General features: G+C 64.4%; 20 protein-coding genes. 17 read left to right on the forward strand and 3 right to left on the reverse strand.

Going from position 1 to position 26,256, the window contains the following annotated elements:
* Positions 1–124: 124 nt before the first annotated feature.
* The 5 genes from FJ974_RS24940 (at position 125) to FJ974_RS24960 (ending at position 7,043) form a co-directional block, all read left to right on the forward strand.
* Positions 125–1,228 (forward strand): mandelate racemase/muconate lactonizing enzyme family protein, encoded by a 1,104-nt coding sequence (locus tag FJ974_RS24940; protein WP_140533206.1) that lies wholly within the window; start codon positions 125–127, stop codon positions 1,226–1,228.
* 218 nt (positions 1,229–1,446) lie between these two features.
* The gene (locus FJ974_RS24945; RefSeq protein ID WP_140533205.1) at positions 1,447–3,111 is read left to right on the forward strand and encodes an ABC transporter substrate-binding protein; all 1,665 of its coding nucleotides are present in this window, start codon (positions 1,447–1,449) and stop codon (positions 3,109–3,111) included.
* 134 nt (positions 3,112–3,245) lie between these two features.
* Positions 3,246–4,136, forward strand: a complete 891-nt coding sequence (locus tag FJ974_RS24950) for an ABC transporter permease (protein WP_264296792.1) — start codon at positions 3,246–3,248, stop codon at positions 4,134–4,136.
* Complete coding sequence (locus FJ974_RS24955) at positions 4,133–5,017, forward strand: ABC transporter permease (RefSeq protein ID WP_140533203.1); 885 nt, start codon at positions 4,133–4,135, stop codon at positions 5,015–5,017. Before FJ974_RS24950 ends, FJ974_RS24955 begins: the two co-directional genes overlap by 4 nt.
* Complete coding sequence (locus FJ974_RS24960) at positions 5,010–7,043, forward strand: ABC transporter ATP-binding protein (RefSeq protein WP_140533202.1); 2,034 nt, start codon at positions 5,010–5,012, stop codon at positions 7,041–7,043. Before FJ974_RS24955 ends, FJ974_RS24960 begins: the two co-directional genes overlap by 8 nt.
* A gap of 19 nt (positions 7,044–7,062) precedes the next feature.
* Here FJ974_RS24960 and FJ974_RS24965 read toward each other — a convergent pair whose 3' ends face one another.
* Positions 7,063–7,959 carry a LysR family transcriptional regulator gene (locus tag FJ974_RS24965; RefSeq protein ID WP_140533201.1) on the reverse strand — a complete coding sequence of 299 codons (897 nt, stop codon included), beginning with the start codon at positions 7,957–7,959 and terminating at the stop codon, positions 7,063–7,065.
* Between the two features lie 123 nt (positions 7,960–8,082).
* Between FJ974_RS24965 and FJ974_RS24970 the strand changes: the two genes are divergently transcribed.
* The 4 genes from FJ974_RS24970 (at position 8,083) to FJ974_RS24985 (ending at position 13,846) form a co-directional block, all read left to right on the forward strand.
* Positions 8,083–9,738, forward strand: a complete 1,656-nt coding sequence (locus FJ974_RS24970) for an ABC transporter substrate-binding protein (RefSeq protein ID WP_140533200.1) — start codon at positions 8,083–8,085, stop codon at positions 9,736–9,738.
* Between the two features lie 3 nt (positions 9,739–9,741).
* A complete protein-coding gene (locus tag FJ974_RS24975) occupies positions 9,742–10,623 on the forward strand; it encodes a DUF427 domain-containing protein (protein WP_140533199.1) in 882 nt (293 codons plus the stop codon).
* Between the two features lie 381 nt (positions 10,624–11,004).
* Positions 11,005–12,327 carry an NAD(P)H-dependent oxidoreductase gene (locus FJ974_RS24980; protein WP_140533198.1) on the forward strand — a complete coding sequence of 441 codons (1,323 nt, stop codon included), beginning with the start codon at positions 11,005–11,007 and terminating at the stop codon, positions 12,325–12,327.
* A gap of 19 nt (positions 12,328–12,346) precedes the next feature.
* Positions 12,347–13,846, forward strand: coding sequence for a xylulokinase (locus tag FJ974_RS24985; RefSeq protein WP_140533197.1), 1,500 nt, complete (start codon positions 12,347–12,349; stop codon positions 13,844–13,846).
* On the opposite strand, the gene FJ974_RS24990 is transcribed toward FJ974_RS24985, so the two are convergent.
* Positions 13,836–14,798 (reverse strand): sugar-binding transcriptional regulator, encoded by a 963-nt coding sequence (locus FJ974_RS24990; RefSeq protein WP_140533196.1) that lies wholly within the window; start codon positions 14,796–14,798, stop codon positions 13,836–13,838. The two genes, FJ974_RS24985 and FJ974_RS24990, sit on opposite strands and share 11 nt — an antisense overlap.
* 238 nt (positions 14,799–15,036) lie before the next feature.
* Here FJ974_RS24990 and FJ974_RS24995 point away from each other — a divergent pair, with 238 nt between their 5' ends.
* The 8 genes from FJ974_RS24995 (at position 15,037) to FJ974_RS25030 (ending at position 24,845) form a co-directional block, all read left to right on the forward strand.
* Positions 15,037–16,023 carry an ABC transporter permease gene (locus tag FJ974_RS24995; RefSeq protein WP_210240701.1) on the forward strand — a complete coding sequence of 329 codons (987 nt, stop codon included), beginning with the start codon at positions 15,037–15,039 and terminating at the stop codon, positions 16,021–16,023.
* A 115-nt stretch (positions 16,024–16,138) separates the two neighbouring features.
* Complete coding sequence (locus tag FJ974_RS25000) at positions 16,139–17,077, forward strand: sugar ABC transporter substrate-binding protein (RefSeq protein WP_140533194.1); 939 nt, start codon at positions 16,139–16,141, stop codon at positions 17,075–17,077.
* Between the two features lie 29 nt (positions 17,078–17,106).
* Positions 17,107–18,615 carry a sugar ABC transporter ATP-binding protein gene (locus FJ974_RS25005; RefSeq protein WP_140533193.1) on the forward strand — a complete coding sequence of 503 codons (1,509 nt, stop codon included), beginning with the start codon at positions 17,107–17,109 and terminating at the stop codon, positions 18,613–18,615.
* A gap of 107 nt (positions 18,616–18,722) precedes the next feature.
* Complete coding sequence (locus tag FJ974_RS25010; RefSeq protein ID WP_140533192.1) at positions 18,723–19,487, forward strand: SDR family oxidoreductase; 765 nt, start codon at positions 18,723–18,725, stop codon at positions 19,485–19,487.
* A 12-nt stretch (positions 19,488–19,499) separates the two neighbouring features.
* A complete protein-coding gene (locus tag FJ974_RS25015) occupies positions 19,500–20,285 on the forward strand; it encodes a glucose 1-dehydrogenase (protein ID WP_140533191.1) in 786 nt (261 codons plus the stop codon).
* A gap of 454 nt (positions 20,286–20,739) precedes the next feature.
* The gene (locus FJ974_RS25020; protein ID WP_140533190.1) at positions 20,740–21,714 is read left to right on the forward strand and encodes an ABC transporter substrate-binding protein; all 975 of its coding nucleotides are present in this window, start codon (positions 20,740–20,742) and stop codon (positions 21,712–21,714) included.
* Positions 21,715–21,792: 78 nt separating this feature from the next.
* Entirely contained in the window at positions 21,793–22,869 is a 1,077-nt protein-coding gene (locus FJ974_RS25025; protein ID WP_140533189.1) for a quaternary amine ABC transporter ATP-binding protein, read from the forward strand.
* Positions 22,866–24,845 carry an ABC transporter permease gene (locus FJ974_RS25030; protein WP_140533188.1) on the forward strand — a complete coding sequence of 660 codons (1,980 nt, stop codon included), beginning with the start codon at positions 22,866–22,868 and terminating at the stop codon, positions 24,843–24,845. Before FJ974_RS25025 ends, FJ974_RS25030 begins: the two co-directional genes overlap by 4 nt.
* Positions 24,846–24,855: 10 nt before the next feature.
* Here FJ974_RS25030 and FJ974_RS25035 read toward each other — a convergent pair whose 3' ends face one another.
* Entirely contained in the window at positions 24,856–26,214 is a 1,359-nt protein-coding gene (locus FJ974_RS25035; RefSeq protein WP_140533187.1) for an NAD(P)-binding domain-containing protein, read from the reverse strand.
* Positions 26,215–26,256 lie beyond the last annotated feature (42 nt).

Genomic DNA, 26,256 nt, shown 5'->3' on the forward strand with positions numbered 1-26,256 from the left:
CGGTGGTCATAGCGGTAAGATTGTTCGGAAAATGCGTCAGTATCGGCGCATCTCCCTATGCGCGTGGCCTCGAAAAGCGCGCGTCCAAGGGCGTCTGACCAACCCTGCCACAACGGACACAAACGTGAAGATCAAGACCATAAAAGCCTATCATGTCGTGCAGCCCTTCGTGGACGGGCCGTACCGCATGTCGAAGGGGCGCATCGCCGACTGTTTCGACGCGGTGATCGTCGCCATCACCTCCGACAGCGGCGTGGCCGGCTGGGGCGAGATGGCGCCGCTCGGCAATTTCTACTCGGCCGCGTTTCCGGCGGGAACGCGCGCGGGCGTGCCGGAGATCGCGCCGCATCTGATCGGCCAGGATCCGCGCGGCCTGGCCGGCATCGGCAGGCTGATGGACACCGTCTTCAAGGGCCATCCCTACGTCAAGTCGGCGCTCGACATGGCCTGCTGGGATCTGGCGGCGCGTGCCGCCGACGTGCCGCTGGTGACGATGCTCGGCGGCCGCGAGAGCGAGACGGCCGAGCTCTATAAGGTGGTCACCCACGGCACGGTCGACGAGATGGCCGCGCTTGCCGGGCGCATCGTTGCTGAAGGTTACCGGCGCCTGCAGGTCAAGGTCGGCGGCAATGTCCGCGACGACATCGAGCGCGTGACAGCAGTGGCCTCGGCCGTGCCGAACGGCACGGTGATCTTCTGCGATGCGAATGCCGGCTGGACGCCTTACCAGGCGCGGCAGTTCGCCGATGCGACGCGCGGCATCGACTACACGTTCGAGCAGCCCTGCACGACGATCGAGGAGAACATGTCGGTGCGCCGCATGCTCGACAAGCCGATGGTGCTGGATGAATCCGTCACCTCGCTGGAGGCGATGCTGGAAATTCATCGCCTGGGCGCGGCCGACGGGCTGACGCTGAAAATCTCGCGGCTGGGCGGCGTAACCCAGACCCGCTTGATCCGCGACGTTGCGGTCGGTCTCGGCTTCATGATCACGGTCGAGGATACCGGCGGCGCCGAGATCGACACCGCAGCCATGGCGCATCTGTCGCTGTCGACGCCGGAAGAACGGCGGCTGCACGCGATCGCCTTCCATGAATGGGTGACGGTGCGCACCGCCTCCAACGCGCCGCCGGCGACGGGCAGCCGCATGGGCATTCCGGACGGTCCCGGCCTTGGCATCGATGTCGTGCCGGACCTGCTCGGCACGCCCTTCTTCGAGATCGGCTGAGATCAGGCGTATCGGTCGGGACCGCGAGCCGAACGGACGAAAGCAATGCATCAAGAAAATCTGACCCTTCCGGCTTAAGGAGCGGATGGACCAGATAAAACCGCATGCTACAGTCCGGCCGACTGATATTGATGAACGCCGGGACAGGAGAACTCCACGGAACTCATCAACTGGAATGCATCCGCCAACCACAAGAACTGGGGAAAGGGGTCACACCCATGAGCAAGGACTATCGCATTCTCGATCTTATCCGGCGCAGTCGCACGCCACTCGAAAACCATCTCATCGACGGCCTGATCGACGGCCGCCTCAGCCGCCGCGAATTCGTGCGCCACGGCAGCCTGCTCGGCTTGTCGCTGCCGCTGCTCGGCCGCATCGGCATGGCCGCCGGTTTTGGCGCCGCGCCCTCGCTTGCCCGCGCAGCGGGCGCACCCGGCGCCACCATCCGCGTCGGCAGCAACGTGCCGTCCGCGGCGATCGACCCGGTCACCATCGCCGATGCCGGCGGGCTTCTCATCCTGCAGCAGGTCGCCGAATTCCTTTGCATCGACGGCCCGGACCTCGTGCTGAAGCCGGCGCTGGCGGAAAGCTGGAAGCCGAATGCTGACGGCACGGTGTGGACCTTCAAGCTGCGCAAGGGAGTGAAATTCCACTCGGGCGGCGAGATGAAGGCCGACGACGTGGTGGCCAGCATCGACCGGCTCGCCGATCCGGCCAACTCGTCCAACGCGCTGTCGGTGTTCACCGGCACTCTGCAGAAGGGCAACTCGAAGAAGGTCGACGACTACACGGTCGAATTCCACCTCGACGCGCCGAATGGCAACTTCCCCTACATGCTGTCGTCCGACAACTATAATGCCGTCATCATTCCGGCCAGCTACAAGGGCGGCTACGAGCAGAGCTTCGACGGCACCGGGCCGTTCAAGCTCGAGAAATACACGCCCAAGGTCGGCGCCTCCTTCGTGCGCAACGACGACTATTGGGGCGAGAAGGCGCTGCCGGCACGCACCGAATTCACCTTCTTCTCCGACATGCAGGCGGAGATCCTGGCGCTGCAGGGCGGCCAGATCGACATCATCAACCAGATGCCGGTGCTGGCCGGCGTCGCCGTCCTCAACGATCCGAATGTTGAGGTCCTCAGCCTGAAATCGTCGGCGCATCAGCAGCTGCACCTGCGCTGCGACGACGGCCCGATGAAGGACCCGCGCGTGCGCCGAGCGATCGCGCTCTCAATCGACCGCGACAAGCTGGTCGCCGGCCTGATGAAGGGGCGCGCCGTGCCTGGCAACGACAGCCCGTTCGCCCCGGTTTATCCCTCGACCGATCAAAGCGTGCCGCAGCGCAAGCAGGATATCGCGCAGGCCAAGCAGCTGATGGAAGCGGCGGGCGCCGGCAAGGGCTTCAAGGTGACGCTCACCACCGAGCGCTATCTGGAAATCCCGGAATACGCACAGCTCGTCCAGAACTGGGTCAAGGAAATCGGCATCGACCTCGAGCTCAACATCCTCGACCAGAGCGGTTACTACGGCGACGCCGTGTTCGGCAAATCGAACTGGCTGGATTCGGTGATGGGCATCACCGACTACGGCCACCGCGGCGTGCCGAACGTCTATCTTGCAGCGCCGCTGAAGAGCGACGGCACCTGGAACGCCGCGCATTTCAAGAACAAGGACTACGACCAGCTGGCGGCGAGCTACATCGCGGCCCTCGATCTCGAAGCGCAGAAGGCCACCGCCGGCAAGATCCAGAAGCTGCTGCTGGAGGAAACGCCGGTCATCTTCGGCTATTTCTACGATTTCCTGACGGCGACTGCGAAGGGCGTCACCGGCGCCCAGCCGACCGCCATGTCGCAGCTGTTCCTCGAGAAGGCGTCGAAAGGCTGAGCGAAAGAGAACCAGCTTATTCCTGACAGCCGGCTCTCCATGCAGAGCCGGCTCCAATCGGAGTATTCGCCATTTTCTTTTTCCTTGTCCGGCGCCTGGCCCTGTCGCTCGTCACGCTGTTCCTGCTCAGCGTCATGGTTTTCCTGGGCGGCCAGGTGCTTCCCGGCAATGTCGGGCGGGCCATACTGGGTCCCTTTGCCGACCAGCGCGCCGTCGATGCGCTCAACCACTCGCTTGGCGTCGATCGGCCGCTGCTCGCCCAGTACGGAAGCTGGATCTGGAACTTCCTCCATGGCGATATGGGCACCTCCTACATCTTTCGCGCGCCGGTGGCGCCGTTCGTCATCGGCGCGCTCGGCCACTCGCTGAAGCTGGCCCTGGTCGCTTTCGTGCTGGTGGTGCCGATCGGCATCCTCGGCGGCGTCGTCGCCGCGCTCAACCTCAACCGGCCGCTCGACCGCATCATCAGCCTTGGCGGCCTGTCGGTGACGGTGCTGCCCGAATTCGTCACCGGCATCATCCTGATCCTGATCTTCGGGGTCTGGCTGCGCTGGCTGCCGATCGCCGCCTCATGGCCGCCCGGCGCCGGCTTCCTTACCCAGCTCTATTATCTGATCCTGCCGTCGCTGCCGCTGTTCCTGGTGCTGTTCGGCTATATCGCCCGCATGGCTCGCTCCGGCATGATCGAGGCGCTGGATTCCGACTATACGCGCACCGCGGTGCTGAAGGGGCTGCCGTGGCGCACCGTGATCTGGCGGCACGTGCTGCGCAACGCGCTGCTGCCGACCATCACCGTCATCGCCACGCAGACCGGCTATCTGATCGGCGGCCTCGTCGTCATCGAAACGCTGTTTCGCTACCAGGGCATCGGCTCGCTGATCTTCACCGCCGCGCGTGGCAAGGATTTCCCGATGCTGGAGGCCGGTATCCTTACCATCGGCATCGTCTATGCGGTGGCTACATTGATTGCCGATTTCCTTTATTCCGTGCTCAATCCACGCATCCGGCTGGGAGCAGAGCAATGAGCGCCACGGAAACTCCCGCGAATCTGCCCGCGCCGGACGCCGCATCGCGGCGCAGCCCCTGGGGCGAGGTTGTGCATTCGCTCTCCAGGTCCGGCACCTTTCTGACCGGGCTTGCGATCGTCGTCTTCTGGATCGTTTGCGCGCTGTTCGGCCAGCAGTTCGTCCCCTACGATCCGCTGGCAAGCGACATCATCAACGCGCTGACGCCGCCTGCGGCCGATCACTGGTTCGGCACCGACCAGCTTGGCCGCGATGTCTTCTCGCGCGTCATTGTCGGCTCGCGCGACATCCTCACCGTGGCGCCGCTGGCGACGTTGCTTGCCACGGTCGCCGGCACCGCGCTCGGCCTGCTGATCGGCTATTTCCGCGGCATCGTCGACGACGTCATCAGCCGCGTGCTGGAAGCCTTCATGGCGATCCCGGTGGTGATCATCGCGCTGCTCGCCATCGTCGCCCTCGGCACCTCGAAGATCACCGTCATCGTCGTCATCGGCCTGAGCTTCGCGCCGATCATTGCCCGCACCGTGCGCTCGGCGGTGCTGGCCGAACGCGAGCTCGACTATGTGGCCGCGGCAAAGCTGCGCCACGAAGGCGCCTTGCATACGATGTTCGTCGAGATCCTGCCCAACGTCATCCCGCCGATCCTGGTCGAGACGACGGTGCGGCTGGGCTACGCCATCTTCGCGGTGGCCACGCTCTCCTTCATGGGCTTCGGCATCCAGCCGCCCTCGCCCGACTGGGGGCTCTCGATCTCCTCCAATTACGGCATGATCGGCGGCGGCTTCTGGTGGACGGTGCTGTTCGACGCGTTGGCGATCGCCTCGCTGGTGATCGGCGTCAACCTGGTGGCCGACGGCGTCCACGGAGCGTTCAATGACTGAGAAGAACGCGCTTGAACTGAAGGACCTCTCGGTCGCCTATCGCGTCGGCCGCCGTAACCGCGCAGTGCTGCGCAACGTCAACCTAACAATCAAGGCCGGCGAGGCTTATGGGCTGGTCGGCGAATCCGGCTGCGGCAAGTCCACCGTGGCGCTCTCGGTGGTGCGCTATTTGCCGCGCAACGGCTCGATCACCGGTGGCTCGATTGCGCTCGACGGCCAAGACATTATGAGGCTCGATGCGGAAGCGCTGCGACGCGCCCGCGCCGAAAGCGTGTCGATGGTCTACCAGGATCCCGGCAAGGCGCTGAACCCGTCGCTGCGCATCGGCCGCCAGTTGACCGAGATCTTCGAGCTGGCAGGTGTTTCCGGACGGGCTGCCGCCGACAAGGCGATCGCCATGCTGAACCGGGTGCGCATCTCGGATCCGGCGAGCGTCATGCAACGCTATCCGCACCAGCTTTCCGGCGGCATGCAGCAGCGCGTGGCGATCGCCATGGCGCTTGCCAACGATCCATCGATGCTGATTCTCGACGAACCGACGACCGGCCTCGACGCCACGGTCGAAGCCGAAGTGCTCGATCTGATCGCGCAATTGCGGCGCGAGCTGTCGGCCTCGATCCTGTTCATCAGCCACAACCTCGCGGTCGTCTCCAACATGTGCGACCGCGTCGGCGTCCTCTATGCCGGCATGCTGGTCGAGGAAGGCCCAACCAAGGACGTGTTCAACGATCCGCGCCATCCCTACACTGTGGCGCTGCTGCGCTGCCTGCCGCGCGGCGGACAGCGCAAGGACCAGGGCCGGCTCGACACCATCCCGGGCTTCCTGCCCGGCATCGGCGCTACAATCGTCGGCTGCGCCTTCGCCGACCGCTGCGCCCTGGCGACCGAGCGCTGCCGCAAAGAGCCGCCGCCGCTCTACGAGATTAGTGACGATCATGGGGGCATCCGGCTGTCGCGCTGCCACTACCACGACAAGGCGCAGTCGCTGCCGCGCGCGACGCCCGCCGAGATTGCTGCCGCCCAGCCAAAACAAGCGCCGCCGGTGCTGCAGGTCGAAGGGTTGAGCAAAACCTATGCCAGCCACGGCCGCCCCCTGAAGGCCGTCAAGGACGTCTCTGTCAGCCTGAGACCCGGCGAGACACTGGGCCTGGTTGGCGAATCCGGCAGCGGTAAGACCACCTTCGCCAGACTGTTGCTTGGCCTTGTCCCGCCCGACGACGGCAGCTCGATCGAGCTCGAAGGCAAGAAGCTCGCGCCACGGCTCGCCAGCCGCTCGGAAGACCAGGTCAAGGCGCTGCAGATCGTCTTCCAGAACCCGGACTCCGCGCTCAACCGGTCGCATTCGATCCGGCATATCCTGAGCCGCGCCCTGAAGCGGCTGGGCGGGCTCACCGGCAAGACGCTGGACACACGCCTCGAAGAGCTTGTCCGCTCGGTGCGGCTTACCGACCGGCATCTTTCGGTCAAGCCGCGCCAGCTCTCGGGCGGGCTGAAGCAGCGCGTGGCGATCGCGCGCGCTTTTGCCGGCGATCCGCGCATCGTCGTCTGCGACGAGCCTACCTCGGCGCTCGACGTCTCGGTGCAGGCGGCGATCCTCAATTTGCTTGCCGACCTGCAGTCGAAGCAGGACGTCAGCTACATCTTCATCTCGCACGACCTCGGCGTGGTGCGCTATCTGGCCGACAAGATCGCCGTGCTCTATCTCGGTCGCATCATGGAGTTCGGACCGTCGGAGGCGGTCTTCTCCGGCCCGCATCATCCCTACACCGAAGCGCTGCTGTCGGCCGTTCCGAAACTCGACCGGGCGGAGAGTTCGCGCATCCGCCTCGACGGCGAAATCCCGAGCGCTGCCAATCCGCCGACGGGCTGCGTCTTCCACACGCGCTGCCCACGCAAGATCGGCGCGATCTGCGAGACGCGGGAGCCGGAGCTAACCGAAGCACAGCCCGGCCACACGATCCGTTGCCACATCCCGTATCTGGAACTGGCGCGGCTGCAAAAGCAGAAAGAGGCCGAACCGGCCTGATCGCGATCCTGGCGGGAGCTCAATCCGCCATGCTGAAGGCGCGGTCGCCTTCGGCGAAGCCCTGGCCCGCAGTCAAATTCAACGCCAGGGCGCGCAATCCTTCCAGCGCGACATCCAGCGTGTCCGACGAGACGGGGTTCGCGGGATAGGCAAGGTAGATCGGCCGCTGGAATACCGGCGCGCCGTCGATGCGCCGCAGTTCGCCGCGCTCGATATGGGCGCTGACGGCGCTGAGCGGCAGATAGGCGGCGGCCTGCTGCGACAAGACATGCTGCAGCCCGATGAACACCAGCCCGGCCGAGATCGCCGGCTTGACCATGCCGCCAAAGGCGCGGTCGTGCTCGACGCGGAACTCCAGACCCCAGTCCATCAGAATGTAGTTCTCGGTCCACGGTCCGGCCTGCGCCGTGTGCTGGACGAGAACCACCTGGTCGACCGCCAGCGTCTCATAGGCGATGCCGGGATGCGGCCGCGGCAGATAGAGGATGCAGATGTCGAGCAGGCCCTCGGCCATCTGGTCGATCGCCAGATCCGGGAAACTGCCTTCGAGCCTCAGCGCCACGTTCGGCCGCCGGGCGCGCATCCATGAAATCCAGGGCGAGGTGATGCGGTCCCACAGATAGGCAGGTGCCGTGAGCCGCAGAAGCGTGTCGTAGCCATCGGGAACGGCGATGTCCTGCCGCGACTGCTCCCAGGTGCGGGTGATCGTCGAGGCATGCGGCAGGAACTGCCGGCCGGCCGGGGTCAGCGTGACGCCATCGCTGTCGCGCACGAAAAGCTTGCGCCCTAACTGCTCCTCCAGGCCGCGAATTCGTACGCTGACGGTCGATTGGGCGAGGTTCAGGCGGCTGGCGGCGACGGTGAAGCTGCCATGCGCCGCGACCTCCAGGAAGCTGCGCAGATTTTCGGTGTCCATGCTTTCTGCCCCGGAGCGACGGCAATCGAAATTTTCGATGGCAATCATCAAAAAATATCGCTTTTCGACCCCGGTCAACAGTGAACTAGATGGCAAGCTCCACGAGACGCGAGGAATGCAGCCATGCCGAAGCATTTCAGGACGATCGACGCCGCCCGCGGAAATCTCAGCGCAATCGAAAATTCCGCTATCGACGAATTGCTAGCCGGCAGGATCGGCCGGCGCGAATTCCTGCGCCACGGCAGCGTGCTCGGCCTGTCGCTGCCCTTGCTCGGCGGCATCGCCTCGGCGGTCGGTCTAGGCGCTCCGCAGGTGCGCGCCGAAGGCAAGCCGGGCGGCACGGTGCGCGCCGGCGTCGCCGTGCCCGGCGGTGCCATCGACCCGGTCACCTACTATGACAGCGGCAGCTATCAGCTGGTCTTCCAGACCGCCGAGTTCCTCTGCGTCACGCAGCCTGACCTGACGCTGAAGCCGGTGCTGGCGGAAAGCTGGTCGCCCAACGCCAACGGCAGCGTGTGGACCTTCAAGCTGCGCAAGGGCGTGAAATTCCACAATGGCGAGGAGTTCAAGGCCGACGACGTCGTCGCGACCTTCGACCGTCTCGCCGATCCGAGCGGCGCCTCCAACGCGCTGTCGGTGTTCAAGGGCCTGCTGTCGAAGGGCGGCACGCGCAAGGTCGACGACCACATCGTCGAATTCCATCTCGACGCGCCGAACGGCAGCTTCCCCTATTCGGTATCTATCGACAACTACAACGCCGTCATCCTGCCGGCGAGCTACAAGAGCGACTACGAAAAAACCTTCGAAGGCACCGGCCCGTTCCGCCTAGAAAGCTACACGCCGAAGGTCGGCGCGAGCTTCGTGCGCAATCCCGACTATTGGGGCGAGAAGGCCCTGCCCGACCGGCTCGAATTCAAGTTCTATGGCGACGTGCAGCCGCGCATCCTGGCGCTGCAGGCGGGCGAGGTCGATGTGCTCGACGCCATCCCGCTCGACGTCAGCCAGGTGGTGCTCGGCAATCCCGACATCACGGTGCTGCGCGTCGCCTCGACCGCGCATCGCCAGCTGCACATGCGCTGCGACATGGCGCCTTTCACCGACAAGCGCGTGCGCCAGGCGCTGGCGCTCTCTATCGACCGCTCCAAGCTGGTCGACGGGCTTTGCCACGGCATGGCGGCGACCGGCAATGACAGTCCGTTCGCGCCTGCCTTCCCGGCCACCGACAAGTCCGTGCCGCAGCGCGTGCAGGACATCGCCAAGGCCAAGCAATTAATGGAAGCGGCCGGTCTTGCCAACGGCTTCGACATGACGCTGACGACGCTGCGCTATTCCGACATCCCCGGCTATGCGCAATTGTTCCAGAATTTCGCCAAGGAGATCGGCGCCCGCATCTCGCTCAACGTCGAGGACCAGGACAAATATTATGGCAAGGCGGTGTTTGGCCAATCCGACTGGCTGGACAGCCCGCTCGGCATCACCGACTACGCGCACCGCAGCGTGCCGAACGTATTCCTGAAGAGCCCGCTGGTCAGCGATGGCCCGTGGAATGCGGCGCATTTCAAGAACAGCACCTATGACGGGCTGGTCTCCAGCTATCTGAAGGCGCTCGACCTCGACGCGCAGCGCAAGGCCGCCTCCGACATCCAGAAACTGCTGCTCGACGAGACGCCGGTGATCTTCAGCTATTTCCCCGACCTTCTGGTTCCGGTGCGCAAGACTGTCAGCGGCCTGCCGCCGATCGCCGCCGGCCTGCTGCTCGATCGCGTTTCCATAGGCTGACCGATGTCAAATCGCGTCGCCAAGACAAGTATCCGGGAGACCACCATTCGCAAGCCTCATTTGCGCGGCCGCGGGCCGCATTTTCCCCTGCTCGACAATATCGTGCAGTATGAGTTCGAGCCGGGCTATGTCGCCTTCACCATGCCTTCGCCCAAGCGAATCAGGGTGCAGGTCGGGCCGATGATCGTCGCGGACACCACCAAGGCGCTGGTGTTCCAGGAAAGCGATCACCTGCCGGTCTATTACTTCCCGATGAGCGATGTGCGTGAGGAATTCCTGCTGCCGAGCAGGACGACGACCGAAGATCCGTTCAAGGGCGTCGCCACGCATTATTCGCTGAACACCGGCATCACGCTGGTCGAGGACGGCGCCTGGCGCTATCTCGACCCGGTCAAGGGCTGCCCGCCAATAGCCGACTACATATCGTTCTACTGGCCGAAGATGACACACTGGTATGAAGAGGACGAGGAGATCTTCGTCCATGCCCGCGACCCGTTCCGCCGCGTCGACTGCCTGCCCTCGTCGCGGCGCGTGCAGGTCATCCTCGACGGCGAACAGGTCGCCGATTCACGGCGCGGCGTGTTCCTGTTCGAGACCGGCCATCCGGTTCGCCACTATCTGCCGATCTCGGACACGCGGCTCGATATGTTTGCGCCCAGCCGCTACATCTCGCGCTGTCCCTACAAGGGTATCTCCAATTACTATCACGTGACGACGCCCAAGAAGCGGCACGAGAACCTCGTCTGGTATTATCCCGAGCCGGTGCACGAAGCCGAGCGCATCAAGGGCCTGGTGTGCTTCCACCACGAGCTGGTCGACAAGATCCTGGTCGACGGCGTCGAGATTCCGAAGGAAGCCACGGCGGCGTCGGACGGCTATTTCTGAGCCGGCTCTTAGCGTCTTCTCGAAGCAACGAAGCGGTGTGGAGTAGCAGCCGTAGCGTTTCCTTCGCGCCTCCCTCTGTCCTGCCGGACATCTCTCCCGCTTGAGGGAGATTGGCCGCTTTGGGCATTCCACTCACTCCTGCGATATTGAAAGTTGGCCAACACGGTCGCGGCGGCTGTTCTCCCCCACAGTGGGGGAGATGTCCGGTCTACCCTCCGCAGCTGCCGGCACCAGCAGCTAGCGTTCCGCCACGCGCGCCTCGGGCCGCTAATTCCTGATAAGACTGCCTAAATGTATGTTGAAATATTTTTCAAATAGAAATAGGAATGTTCAAACGATCATCGCGGTGCGGCGGCGCGCCAAGGACCGGAGGAAAGCGACATGTCCCATCCGCAATTCGCAGCGGAACTCCTGCAGCGCGCTGAAAAACAGGGGCCGATCACCATCGGGCTCGCCGGCGCCGGGCAGATGGGAACGGACATCGTCGTCCAGGTAGCACTCATGCCGGGCATGCGCATCGGCGCCATTTCCGAAGTCAGGCCGCAGGCGGCGATCGATGCCGCGCTTCTCGCCGGCCATGACAGGTCCGATATCGTGCAGGTGCCCAATGCGGCGGCCATCGACCGCGCCATCGAGGCCGGCAAGATCGCGGTCACCGAGGACCTGCACGCGCTTGCCGCCGCCGGCCGCATCGACGTCATCATCGACGCGACAGGCAATCCCAACATCGGCACGCTGTTCGCGCTGGAAGTGATGAAGAACGGCAAGCATATCGTCATGCTCAATGTCGAGGCCGACATCACCATCGGCCGCTTCCTGAAAGACGAGGCGCGCAAGGCTGGCGTCGTCTACACCGGCGCGGCCGGCGACGAGCCGGCCTGCACGCTGGAGATCATCGGGTTCGCCAAAAGCCTCGGCTTCACAATAGTGGCTGCGGGCAAGGGCAAGAACAATCCGTTGAATCTCGATGCGGTGCCCGCCGATTACGCGAAGGAGGCGGCCGAGCGAAACATGAATGCGCGCATGCTGGTCGAATTCGTCGACGGCTCGAAAACGGCAATCGAGATGGTGGCGATCGCCAACGCCACCGGCCTGGTGCCCGACGTGCCCGGCATGCATGGCCCGACGGCGACGCTGGAGGAACTGGCCAGCGTGCTCTGCCCGCGCGAGGATGGCGGCGTGCTGCACCGCAAGGGCGTGGTCGATTATTCGATCGGCAAGGGCGTGGCGCCCGGCGTGTTCTGCATCATCGAGACCAGGCACCCGCGCGTCTTGGAGCGCATGATCGACCTCAAGGTCGGCAAGGGTCCCTATTTCACGATCTTCCGCCCCTACCACCTCACCAGCCTCGAAGTGCCGCTGTCGGCGGCGCGCGCCGTGGTCTACAAGCGCGCCGACATGGAGCCGCTGGACCATCCGGTGGCCGAAGCGGTGGCTGTCGCCAAGACCAATCTCGGCACCGGCCAGTCGCTCGGCATGATCGGCGAGAACGACTATCGCGGCTTCGCCATGACCTGGGAGGACGCGCGCGCCAAGGGCGCGCTGCCGCTCGGGCTCGCCGAGCGCGCCAAGGTGGTGAAGCCCGTCAAGGCTGGCGACTTCCTCACCTATGAAAATTGTGTACCCGACGATTCGATGGTGATAACCCAGATCCGCCGTCGGCTCGACCAGTCGGACGGGCGGTTCGTAACCAACGCAGCCTGATCTTGCGGATACCCGCCTGATGGACGATGTCGTAATCGGGATCGACGCCTCGACGACGGCCGTGAAGGCGATCGCTTTCGCGCGCGACGGCGCGGAGCTCTTCCAGGCACGCGAGACGTATCCCCTTTCCAATCCGGCGCCAGGCCATTTCGAGCAGGATGCCGAGCACTGGTGGGCGGCGCTGCTGTCGGCGCTGAAACAGGTCGCCGACAAGATCGGCGCATCGCGCGTGAAGGCGATTTCGATCGCCCACCAACGCGAGAGCTTCACGTTGATCGACGGCGCCGGCAAGCCGCTCATCCCCGCCATCCTGTGGCTCGACGAGCGCGCCCGCCGCCAGGTGACGCGGCTTTCAGAAGAGCTCGGCCGCGAGGCGATCCGCGACTGGAGCGGCAAGCCGCCGGACCCGACACCGGCGCTCTATGCCCTTGCCTGGCTGATGGAGCACAAGCCGAATGTACTGGCGGAAGCGGCTGCACTCGTCGACGTGCATGCTTTCTTCGCCCATCGCCTGACCGGGCGGCTCGTCACCAGCACGGCGAGCGCCGATCCGCTCGGCCTGCTCGACATCGCGAAAGGCACCTGGCATCCCAGGCTGGTTGAGGCGGCGGGATTGCGGCCGCAGCAATTGCCGGAATTGATAGTCCCCGGCGCAATCTGCGGCCTGCTTTCCGAAGATATCGCTGCGGCGACCGGCCTGAAGGCCGGCACGCCGGTCGTGGCCGGCGCCGGTGACGGCCAGGCGATGGGCCTCGGCATGGGAGTCGACGGACCCGGCAAGAGCTATCTGTCGCTCGGCTCGGGCGTCGTCAGCGGAAGCTATTCCGCCATGGTCACGACATCGGATGCATTCCGCACGCTGGTTTCGCCGACCGGTTCCGGATTCATGCTGGAGACGGTGCTGCGCTCAGGCATGCAACTTGTCGACTGGATCGTGCGCATCACCGGTTCGCCGTCGGCCGCCGTGCTGGAAAAGGCAGCGATGACGGCCGCCCCGGGCAGCGATGGGCTGCTCGTCATGCCCTATTGGGCCGGCGTGATGAGCCCCTATTGGGATGGTGCCGCGCGCGGCGCCGTCGTCGGCCTGTCGCTCGACCACGAGCCAAGACATCTCTTTCGCGCGGTGCTGGAAGGCATTGCCTTCGAGCAGGCGATCGCAACCGATGCGATGGAGGAGCAGACCGGCAAGGCCGCCGCGATGATCGCAGCCGGCGGCGGAACGAATTGCGCATTGCTGATGGAAATTATGGCGAACGTGCTCGAGCGGCCGCTCTTCGTGTCGCCCGTCAACGAGGCGGCGGCACTCGGCGCCGCCATGCTGGCGGCCACCGCAATCGGTTGGTTCGCCTCGCCGGAAGACGCCGCAAAGGCTATGGCCGGGCCGCCGGCAAGGCGCGTCGATCCTGTCGAGGCCCTGATCCCGACTTACCGCGCCCGCAAGGCGATCTACCGCGACCTATATCACGCAACACGCGACATCCACGCCCGCCTCGCCTCATTGCGGAAAACTAGCGGCTGAGCAGCCCCTTGGCCGCGTCCTCGTCGGTGATCAGCACCGAAACTTTCGCATTGGCGAGGGCCGCGCGCATGACGGCGATCTTCTCCTGCCCTCCCGACACAAGAATGGTGGTCGGAATGTCGGAGAGGTCCTGCAACGGATAGGCGCAGACGCGGCGGTTGACCTCATGGTCCACAGTGCGACCTTCGGCATCGATGAAATGGCAGAGGATGTCGCCGACCGCGCCGGCCTCTTGCAATTCCTCCAATTCGCTCGGCTTGATGAAGCCGTAATTGGCGATCGGACTGTCGTTGGAGAAGGAGCCGACGCTGAGAACGGCGACGTTGGCGCGCCGCGCCCGCAAGACAACGTCCTGGACGCTGCGCTGGCTCATGAAAGCATCGCGCTGCTCCGGCCGGTCGGCATAGACCGGCACCGGCAGGAGGTAGCATTCGGCACCGATCTTTTCGGCGAATTCCCAGGCGCTCTCGGTCGGGTTGAGCGGCTGCGCGTGGGTGAGGCCGCCAAGCATCGAGACCACCGCGGTCCTGGCGATCGGCCGTCTGGGCAATTCGTTGATGGCGAATTTCAGCGTGCGGCCCCAGCCCAGCGCAATCACGTCGCCGGGATTGACGTTGTCGGCGAGATAGGCGGCGGCAGCATGACCGATCATCAGCGGCGTATTGCTGCGGTCGGCGGCCGACGGCACCACCACGGCGTGGCTGAGGCCGAAGCGCTGCTTCAGGCTTTGCTCCAGTTGCACGCATTCGACGACGCTGTCGCGGATGCGAAACTGGACCACGCCTTCCTCACGCGCGGCCGACAGAATGCGATGCACTTTGATGCGGCCGATGCCGAGGATCTCGGAGATCCGCTCCTGCGTCAGGCCTTCGACATAGTAGTGCCAGGCGGCGCGGGCCTTGAGCTCGGTATCCGGAAAGCGCGAGGCCTTTTCGTTCTCGATCACCGCCATCCTTATGCCTCCCGCATGCGCTTGGCTTTCCCTATGGCAAACCGTTGGTTCGTGCAAACCGCCGCCGAATGCGTCGCGGCACTTGACAAGTTTCTGATGAACGTCTTAGCTGAACAAAATTGCATATCAAAGATAAATTGTTCACAAGGGAGGATACCTGTGAACAGGGGCGGACGGCGAGGCACGCCGGCCCGCTGACGGAGGAGACGAAGTGGCCGTGAGCAATGAGACGAGCGAGTTGAAAGCCGGCACCGGCGCCGCGCAGGCCGCGTCGGGTGCAAGGCTTTCGGCCCTGTTTGCCGGAACGATGGGACCGCTGATCGGGCTGGCGCTTTTGTGCCTGGCGCTGGCTCTGACCACCGATACCTTCCTGACGGTCCGCAACATTCTCAACGTGCTCGACCAGGTGACCGTGCTTGGCATCATGGCGATCGGCATGACGCTGGTCATCCTGATCGGTGGTATCGACCTTTCGGTCGGCTCGGTGCTGGCGCTGGCCTCGATGGTAATGGGCTATGTCGCCTACCCCGACTATCTCAATCTCGGCGTGCCGGTAGGCATCGCCGCGGCGCTCGTGGTCGCCGCGCTCTGCGGTCTGGTCTCAGGGCTGCTGGTGACGGTGACTAAGCTGCCGCCCTTCATCGCGACACTTGCCATGATGTCGGTGGCGCGCGGCCTCGCGAATATGATCACCGACGGCTCGCAGATCGTTGGCTTTCCCGACTGGTTTACCAACCTGTCGATTGTGCGCCATTTCGGTTTCCTTTCGGTCACCGTCGGGCTGATGATCGTGCTGGCGATCGTCTTCGCCATCTTCCTCAACTATCGAGCCACCGGCCGCAGCCTCTATGCCATCGGCGGCAGCGCCGAGGTCGCCCGCCTTTCCGGCATCCCGGTGAAGTCGCTGACCAACTGGGTCTACGCGATCTGCGCCCTGCTGGCGGGGCTGGCCGGCATCGTGCTCGCCGCCCGGCTCGATTCCGTGCAGCCGAGCTCGGGCGTCGGCTACGAGCTCGACACGATCGCGGCGGTGGTGATCGGCGGCGCCAGCCTTTCGGGCGGCATCGGGTCGATCGGCGGCACGGCGATCGGCGTGCTCATCATCGGCGTGCTGCGCAACGGGCTCAACCTGCTCGGCGTCTCGCCCTTCATCCAGCAGGTGGTGATCGGCGTGGTGATCGCGCTCGCGGTTGCCACCGACACCTGGCGACGCCGCAGGCAATAGGGATTCGCCCGGATGTCCGGGCGAAACGGATCGGTCGATCCGAGACTGGGACTGTCCGGCCGGGGGCGCCGCGATGCGCAGGCTGGACGGAATTGAACACCAACGGAGGAAAAACATGCTGACCAAACGTTCACTGCTGCTTGCTGCCGCGGCCATCGTCCCACTGCTCGGCCTGTCCGATGCCGCCTCGGCCAAGGACGCCAAAAAGCTCGGGCTCGCCGTCGCCAATCTGCAGGCGGATTTCTTCAACCAGATCAAGCAGTCGGTCGAAGCTTATGCCAAGGAGAAGGGCATCGAAATCATCACCGTCGACGCCAAGGGCGACTCGGCAACGCAGGTCAGCCAGGTACAGGACCTCGTCACGCAGAATATCGACGCGCTGATCTACATTCCGGCCGGCGCCACCGCCGCCACCGTTCCAACCAAGACCGCGAAGGCCGCCGACATTCCGGTGGTCAATGTCGACCGCAATGCCGACGGCGCGCCCGGCGACACTTTCATCGCCACCGACAGCGTCAACTCGGCCAAGGGCGTGTGCGACTACATCGCCAAGCAGGCCGGCGGCAAGGGCGAGATGGTGATCATTCATGGCCAAAAAGGCACGACCCCTGAGGTCGACCGCTCCAAGGGCTGCGGCGAGGCGCTGAAAGCCTATCCGGACATCAAGGTGGTCGGCGAGCTCTGGAGCGACCAATGGCACCAGGACGAGGGCTTCAAGCTGGCCCAGGACCTGCTGCAGGCCCATCCCAATGTCTCGATCATCTTCGGCCAAGCCGACGCGCTGGCGCTGGGCGCAGCACAGGCGGTCAAGGTCGCCAACCCCGATCACAAGATCTGGATCGCCGGTTTCGATGGCGACGTGGCGGCGCTGAAGGCGCTGAAGGACGGCGTGTTCGATGTGACCGCGACACAGCAGACGCAGGGCATGGGCCGGCTCGCCGTCGACTCGGCGATCAAGCTCGTGGCCGGCGAGAAGCTGCCCGCCAACCAGTTGCAGGACGCGACGCTGACGACCAAGGACAATGTCGCTCAGTTCATCGAGAAGCATCCCTGAGGGCTGGCTAAGACCTGAAGAGCGCCACGATGTCCCTTGATCCTCACACTGGCGAGAGCCCGCATAACGGGCTCTTCGTCAACGGCCTCTGCAAGAGCTACGGACCGGTGCAGGTCCTGGCCGATGCGAGCTTCGAGGTGCGGCCGGGCGAGGTCGTGGCGCTGCTCGGCGAGAACGGCGCCGGCAAGTCTACGGTGTCCAACATCATCGCCGGCTCGACCAAGCCCGATGCCGGCACCATCATCTGGCGGGGGAGGCCCTATTCCCCCGCCAATCCTGCCGCGGCCATCGAGGCCGGCGTCGGCATGATCCACCAGGAATTGAAGCTGCTGCCGGACCTGTCGGTGGCGGAGAACGTCTATGTCGGGCGCCTGCCGATGCGCGGCGGCCGCATCGACCGCGCGACCATGAACGCCAAGGCCTCGGCGCAGTTGAAACGTCTCGGCCTGGACGTCTCGCCGGAGCGCAAGGTGCGCACGCTGCGCGTCGCCGCCCAGCAGCAGGTCGAGATCGCCAAGGCGCTGACGCTGAATGCCGAGCTTTTGATCCTCGACGAGCCGACCGCAGCGCTCGGCGGCGAGGAGACGGAACTGCTGTTCAAGCAGATCCGCAAGCTCAAGGCCGAAGGCATGTCCTTCATCTATATCAGCCACCGTCTCGACGAGATCGCGCAGATAGCCGACCGCGTGGTGGTAATGCGCGACGGCCGCATCGTCGCCCGGCATGAGCGCGCCGACATCCCGGTGCGCACCGTGGTCGAGCAGATGGTCGGCCGCAGCGTCGAACGCATGTTTCCGAAGCTGTCGGCGCCGGGCACGGAGACAGTGCTCGAAGTCGAGAACCTGTCCTCCCCGGAGCGCAGCTTCAACAACGTTTCGTTCTCGGTGAAGTCGGGCGAGATCCTCGGCATCGCCGGACTGATCGGCGCCGGCCGCACGGAGCTGGTGCGGGCGATCGCCGGCGCCGATCCGATCTCATCCGGTGCGGTGCGCGTCGCCGGCCAACCGGTCCACCTCAGCGGTCCGGCGGCGGCGATCAGGGCCGGCGTCGTGCTGGTGCCGGAGGACCGCAAGGAACAGGGCGTGGTGCTGGAACAGACGATCGGCGAGAACCTCGCCATCGGCAATTTCGACCATGTCGCGCCGAAGGGCTGGGTTTTTCCCAACGCCGTGCAGAGGTTCGCCGAGGCCGGCATCTCGAGGCTTGGCGTCAAGGGCAAGCCGAACCAGGCCGTCTCAAAGCTCTCCGGTGGTAACCAGCAGAAGGTGATCATCGCCAAATGGGTGTCGCGGCCACCCAAGGTGTTCATCCTCGACGAGCCGACGCGCGGCATCGATGTTGGAGCCCGCGCGGCAATCTACGACGTCATCGCCGAGCTCGCTCGCTCGGGCATGGCGGTGGTGGTGGTGAGCTCGGATCTGGAGGAAGTGCTGGGGCTCTCGCACCGCGTGCTGGTGCTGAGCCGCGGCCGCCAGCGCGGCATCCTCGATCGCGATGAAGCAAGCAATGTCGCCGTGATGGAGCTCGCGACGAGCTGAGCCACGGCGGATGGGAACAAAGCGCAGCAGGTGATACCCTCCCAGGCACCGGACCGCGCGGGGCGCCAGCAGGACTGGCGCCCTTTGTTTCAGGGAGAGCGAGAGACATGAAACTGTTCGATCTTCATGGCGACGTGGCGCTGGTGACGGGCGCCGGCAGCGGCATCGGCCAGGCGATCGCCATCGGACTGGCGGAAGCCGGCGCCGACCTCGCCTGCTTCGGCCACAGCTCGAAAGGCGGGCTGGAAGAAACGGCCGGCAAGATCAGGGCGCTCGGCCGCAAGCCGCTGGTGCTGACCGGCACGGTGACGTCCGAAAGCGATCTCGCGGCGGCAATTGAACGTATCGAAAAGGAACTCGGCGCGCTGACGATTGCCGTCAACAATGCCGGCGTTGCCGGGGCAGAGCCCGCCGAGACGCTGCCGATGGAAAAGTGGCAGAAGATCTACGACGTTAACGTCAGCGGCGTGTTCCTGTCGTGCCAGGCTGAGGCGCGGGTCATGCTGCCCCGCCGCAAAGGCTCGATCATCAACATCGCATCGATGTCAGGTTCGATCGTCAACCGGGGCCTGACGCAAGCACACTACAATTCGTCGAAGGCGGCGGTGATCCATATGTCGAAAAGCCTTGCCATGGAGTGGGCCGACCGCGGGCTGCGCGTCAATGTGGTGAGCCCCGGCTACACGCTGACGCCGATGAACAAGCGGCCGGAGGTCGCCGACCAGGTCAAGATCTTCGAGCGTGACACGCCGATGGGCCGCATGGCGACGCCGGAGGAGATGGTCGGCCCGACCGTGTTCCTGGCGAGCCGGGCCGCAAGTTTCGTCACCGGCATCGACCTTATCGTCGATGGCGGCTTCGTCTGTTGGTAGGAGAAGCTTGACGTGCAGAAGCGTTTTGAAGGAAAGACAGCGGTCGTCACCGGCGCCAGCGGCGGTATCGGTGCCGCCATGGCAAAACGCTTCGCCGCGGAAGGTGCTGCCGTCGTCGTCAGCGCCATCGATCCGCGCGTCGACGAGGTCGCCGCCAGCCTGAAAGCTGCTGGCGCGAGGATCGCCTCGATGCGCATGGACGTGACCAAGAAGGACGAGGTTGCGGCACTCTATGACCTCGCCGAGAAGGAATTCGGCCGCGTCGATATCTCAGTGCAAAATGCCGGCGTCATCACCATCGCCAGGATCGAGGCGATGACGGAAGCCGAGTGGGACAAGGTGATGGCGGTCAACACCAAGGGCGTGTTCCTGTGCTGCCAGGAAGCGATCGCCCGGATGCGCAAGCATGGCGAAGGTGGCCGGCTAATCAACACCGCCTCCGGCCAGGCGCGGCAGGGCTTTGTCTTCACGCCGCACTATGCCGCATCGAAGTTCGGTGTCATCGGCATCACGCAGAGCCTGGCCAAGGAAGTTGCCAAGGAGAAGATCACCGTGAACGCGATCTGCCCCGGCATCATCGATACCGACATGTGGGCCTACAACGACGCCGCATGGGGCAAGCTGCTGGGCGACTACAAGCCCGGCGAGCTGATGGCGGAATGGGTGGAGAACATTCCGATGGGCCGCGCCGGCAGCGGCGAGGATGTCTCCGGCCTGGTCAGCTTCCTTGCCAGCGACGACGCAGCCTACATCACCGGCCAGACCATCAATGTCGATGGCGGCCTGATCATGTCCTGAGCAGACCGATCACACCTTGAGCGATGCGTGGCGGGCATGCTCCGGTGGGCGGCCTGAGCGTGTCCGAAAATGCGCAAGTCACGCGGCTTTATGCGTTGCGCGGCATGAACCTTAGTATATATAATTTCATCCCATGAAACGGTTGCGGTGAGCGCCTGGCTTGCCGCGCTGGTGGCCGGGAATTGTGGGACCACCTCGATGGTTGGACGTTTCGGAGCTGCGCAAGCAGCGATCGATCCGTGGATGACTGCTTCGCCGGCAGTCTGCCCGCAATCATGACGGCGTCCTTTCCGTCACGATCCAATTCGAGTTTTCATCCACCTCCCGCGCCTGCCCGCGACAATGCAAATGTCGACGGCCTTGCGCATGGGCCAGCTTATCCAACACAATCAGAAAAACAGAAAGAACACGGGAACGAACGACAATTTCCACATCGCTTGACAGGAGAACGGGCATGTTACTTCGCAGCGTGATTTCGAAATTCTCAATGGGAGCTCTGGCACTTGCCGCGGCAGGCGCCCTGACACCGACGGCACGGGCCGCGGCACCGGAATCCAACGACCCGATCAAGATCGCGCTGTTCGACTGGACCAGCGTCAACCTCAACGCCAAGATCCTCGGCGGCATTCTCGAAAAACTCGGCTACACGGTCGAATATCCGACCGCCGACTACCTCTCCAGCCTGACCACCGGCCTCACCAACGGCGACCTCGATGTCGGCCTGGAATTCTGGGACACCACCGCCGGCGAAGCGATGAAAGCCTCCGACGCCACCGGCCAGACCGAACGGCTCGGCAAGCTCGGCCCGAAAGCCAAGGAAGAGTGGTGGTTTCCCGAATATATGAAGGAAAAGTGCCCGACCTTGCCGGACTGGCACGCGCTGCTCGACGCTACCTGCGCGGCCTCGTTCTCGACGGCGGAGACCGCACCGAAGGGCCGTTATCTCGGCGGCCCAGTAACTTGGGAAGGCTTTGACGACGAGCGCGTCGCGGCGCTGAAACTGCCCTTCACCGTTATCCATGCCGGCACCGACGCGGCGATGTTCGCCGAGCTCGATTCCGCCTATCAGCGCAAGGCGCCGATCATGCTGTGGATCTATTCGCCGCACTGGGCGCCGGCCAAGTACAAGGGCGAGTGGGTGCAATTCCCCGAATACACGCCGGAGTGCTACACCGATCCGAAATGGGGCACGAACCCCGACGCCAAATACGACTGCGGCAAGCCGCACGGCGAAATCTGGAAATATTCCTGGTCCGGCATGAAGGACAAGTGGCCGGTCGCCTACAAGGTGGCCAAGGCCTATACGATCGACACTGACGAGCTCAACAGGATGAGCGGCGAGATCGATCTCGATGGCAAAACGCCGGAAGACGTCGCCGCCGCCTGGATCGCCGCGCATGAGGCCGACTGGAAAGCCTGGGCGCAGTGACCATTCCAACTGGAAAATGCGGGACCCGGTCGTGAACGGCCGGGTTTCTGGCTTTTGCCATTCCAGAAGGACGCGTGAGTGACGGATTTGACTGAACAGGCATCACGCGTGGCGGGCAAGGAAGCCCCTGTCAAGCTTGCCTGCCGCAATGTCTGGAAGCTGTTCGGGGCAAACGCCGCCGGCTTCATCCGCGAGCGCGCCGGCAAGGCCAGCGCCGCCGAGATCGCCACGGCCGGGCTGGTGGGCGCGGTCCGTTCGGTCGACCTCGAAATCCGCCAGGGCGAGATCTTCATCATCATGGGCCTGTCAGGGTCCGGCAAGTCGACACTGGTGCGCTGCATGTCGCGTCTGGTCGAGCCGACGCATGGCAAGGTCGAATTCGAAGGCAAGGACCTGCTCAAGATATCGGATGGCGAGCTGATCGAGCTCAGGCGCCATCGCATGGGCATGGTGTTCCAGAATTTCGCGCTGCTGCCGCATCTCAGCGTGATCGACAACATCGCCTTCCCGCTCAGCATCCAGGGGCAGGACCGGGCGACGCGCGAGAAGCGCGCGCAGGAAGTGATCGAGCTCGTCGGCTTGAGCGGACGCGAGCATTTCTATCCGCGCGAACTTTCCGGCGGCCAGCAGCAGCGCGTCGGCATCGCCCGCAGCCTCGCCACCAAGCCGGAGATCTGGTTCCTCGACGAGCCGTTCTCGGCGCTCGATCCGCTGATCCGGCGCGAGATGCAGGACGAATTGATGCGGCTGCAGACCATGCTGCACAAGACCGTCGTCTTCATCACGCATGATTTCGACGAGGCGATAAGGCTGGCCGACCGCATCGCCATCATGAAGGACGGCGAGATCATCCAGATCGGCACGCCGGAGGAATTGGTGGTCAAGCCGGCGACCGACTATGTTGCCGAGTTCACCCGTGACGTCGACCGCGCCAAGGTGATCTCGGCAAGGAGCCTGATGCGCGCCTGCGACGGCGCCGACCATGGCGGCAGCGTTTCGCCGGAGGCCAAGATCGCCAGCTTCTCGGCCGGCATCGTCGCCGCCGGCAAGCCCTTCGCCGTGGTCAACGGCAGCGGCAAGCCGATCGGCGAGGTGACGCCGCAGGCGGTGATCGAGCTTCTTGCCGGCATCGAACGCGCGCGAGCCGGTGCATGACGGTAACGGCCAGCGCCAGCCAAACGAGGCCGCCGGTTCAACGCTGGCTGGCGGTCTGGGCCGCGGCGCTTGCGGTCGTGCTCATCGTATTCCTGATGCAGAACCGCATGCCCTGGGCGGTGAACTATCCGGCCGATGCCGTCATTCCGGTCGCCGATTGGGTCAGCGCGTTGATGGGCTGGATAAAGGTGAACCTGTCCTGGCTGACCCGCTCGATCACGGCAGTGCTCGGCGTGCCGCTCGATTTCGCGCTCAATCTTCTGGCCAAGAATTTCAAGATCGGCCATGGCACAGAAGCCTTCACCTTGCCGCGCCTGTCCTGGGTCGGCGTCTGCGCGGCGGCGTACCTCGCCGGGCGCGCCGCTGGCGGCTGGAAACTCGGCGCGCTGGTCGGCGGCTGCTTTCTCTACATCGCGTTGTTCGGCCAATGGACCAGCGCCATGCTGACGCTGGCGCTGATCTCGATCGCGGTGCCGTTCTGCATCGTCACCGGCCTGTTGGTTGGCATCTGGGCGTGGCGCAAGCCCTGGGCCGAGCGGCTGGTGGTCTCCCCTGCCCTCGATTTGATGCAGACGATCCCGACCTTCGCCTACCTGATCCCGATGCTGCTTCTGTTCGGCAACAGCCCGGTGTCGGCGATGATCGCCACCGCCATCTTCGCCACGCCGCCGATGGTGCGCGCGACCATGCTCGGGCTGGCGCGGGTGCCGGCCGAGATCGGCGAGTTCAGCGAGATGGCCGGCTGCACAGCCAGACAGAAACTGTGGCGGGTGCTGCTGCCGTCGGCGCGGCCGACGCTGATGGTCGGCGTCAACCAGGTGATCATGCTGGCGCTCAATATGGTGATCATCGCCTCGATGATCGGCGCCGGCGGCCTTGGCTACGACGTGCTATTGGCGCTACGCGCGCTGAAGGTTGGCGAAGCGATGGAAGCGGGCCTTGCCATCGTGGCGCTCGCCATCGCGCTCGACCGGCTGAGCCAGGCAATGGCGCAGAATCAGGCGAAAGGCCGCGCCCATCGCCAGGCCAGCCTGCAATTCTGGCGGCGCTATCCCAACCTGACGCTGGCGCTCGCCATCCTTGTCGCCGCGACGCTGCTCAGCCTCTATGTGCCGGCCTTCGCGGCGGTGCCGAAGGCGATCACCTTCACCACCGCGCCGCTTTGGAAGGCGGCGGTGAACTGGGTGACGATCAATTTCTTCGACACCATCGAAGCCTTCCGCGTCGCGCTGATCCTCAACGTGCTCAACCCGGTGCGTGCCTTCTGCGAGGGCTTTCCATGGCTTGGCGCGGTGTTCCTGCTCGGCCTGGCCGGCTACCAGTTGGGGGGCTTACGCCTTGCCGCGCTGGTTGCTGCACTAACCGCCTTTTGCGCCGTCACCGGCCTCTGGGAAAAGACCATGGCGACGGTCTATCTTTGCGGCATCTCGGCCTTCATCGCTTGCCTGATCGGCATCCCGATCGGGCTGATGGCGGCGCGCAGCGACCGTTTCGAGAAGACCGTCACGCCGATCATCGACACGCTGCAGGTGCTGCCGTCCTTCTGCTTCATCATTCCGGTGGTGATGCTGTTCCGCGTCGGCGACGTCACGGCGATGATCGCCACAGTCGCCTTCGCCGTGGTGCCGGCGATCCGCTACACCAATCACGGCATCAGGCAGGTGCCGCCGGCGCTGATCGAGGCGGCCAAGGTGTCGGGCTGCACGCCGCGCCAGACCTTCTTTCGCGTGCAGATGCCGCTGGCGCTTCCCGAAATCATGCTCGGCGTCAACCAGACGATCCTGATGGCGCTGGCGATGATCATCATCTGTGCCATGGTCGGCACGCGCGACCTCGGCCAGGAAGTGTTCATCGCGTTGTCCAAGGCCGATTCCGGCCGCGGCATCGTCGCGGGGCTGGCGATAGCCTTCATCGGCATCGTCGCCGACCGGCTGTTCAATGCCTGGACGGCGAAGGCTCGGGCAAGATTGGGTTAGCGGCCGATCGCTACTCGGCCGCCACGCCTTTCATCTCGAGATAGCTCTCCATGGAATCGTCGAGCGCCTGCAGCCAGGGCGTATGGTGCAGCGGCGCCATGGTGCCGGTCATCAGTGAGCGGTAGGCGTTGTCGCGGAAGCCCATGATGTTCTCCATCTTGTGGTGCTCCCACTCCATGAAGGTCCGGTTCACCGCCTCGACGTCAAAGCCGGGATAGTCGGTCTGGTCCATCAGCTCCTTGGTGTAGTCGCCCTGGAACCAGATCATCTGCTCGGCGTCTTCCAGCGTCTCCTCGCGTGCCCGCCATTTCGCGCTGTGCTCGGCCATCGCCGCGGCGGAGGGCAGCTTGATGCGGCCCATGATGACGTCGCGCGCGTACCAGGCCTGCGCGTCGAACATGTTGAAGGTGTAGAACTGGTCCTGCATGCCGATGTAGAACAGTTTCGGATTCTTCTCCCAGACGACGCCCTCATAAAGGTCGAGCGGCCACATGCGGTTGGCGGTCTTCAGCTTGAGGTCGTCGGTGAGGAAGGGGAAGGAATGCAGATAGCCGGTGCACAGGATGATCGCGTCGACATCTTTGGTGCTGCCGTCCTTGAAATGCGCGGTCTTGCCGACGACCTTCTGCAGCAGCGGCACCTCTTTCCAGTTCTCCGGCCATTTGAAGCCCATCGGCTTCGAGCGGTAGCTGGAGGTGATCGATTTGGCGCCGTATTTATAGCACTGCGAGCCGATGTCCTCGGCGGAGTAAGAACGGCCGATGATCAATATGTCCTTACCCTTGAATTCCATCGCGTCGCGGAAGTCGTGGCTGTGCAGGATGCGGCCGTTGAAGGTCGGGAAGCCTTCGAAATAAGGCACGTTGGGCACCGAGAAATGACCCGAGGCGACGACGACATTGTCGAACTCTTCCGAATAGGTGACGTCGTTGCTGCGGTCATGCGCGGTGACGGTGAACTTCTTGCTCTCATCCGAATAGGTGACCATGCGCACCGGGCTGTTGAAGCGAACCCATTCGCGCAGGCCCGATTTCTCGACCCGGCCCTTGATGTAGTCCCACAGCACGGCGCGCGGCGGGTATGAGCCGATCGGCCGGCCGAAATGTTCCTCAAATGTGTAGTCGGCGAATTCGAGGCATTCCTTCGGCCCGTTCGACCAGAGGTAGCGGTACATCGAGCCGTGCACCGGGTCGCCATGCTCGTCGAGGCCGGTGCGCCAGGTGTAGTTCCACAGGCCGCCCCAGTCGGACTGTTTTTCGAAGCAGACGATCTCCGGAATCTCGGCGCCCTTGTCGGCAGCCGACTTGAATGCCCGCAGCTGCGCCAGACCGGACGGTCCGGCTCCGATGACGGCAACACGAGTTTTCATTGCGGGCCTCCTTTTTGATTTCCCCAGCGAAACAAATTTCAC

It is taken from the genome of Mesorhizobium sp. B1-1-8 (assembly GCF_006442795.2).
Classification (GTDB): domain Bacteria; phylum Pseudomonadota; class Alphaproteobacteria; order Rhizobiales; family Rhizobiaceae; genus Mesorhizobium.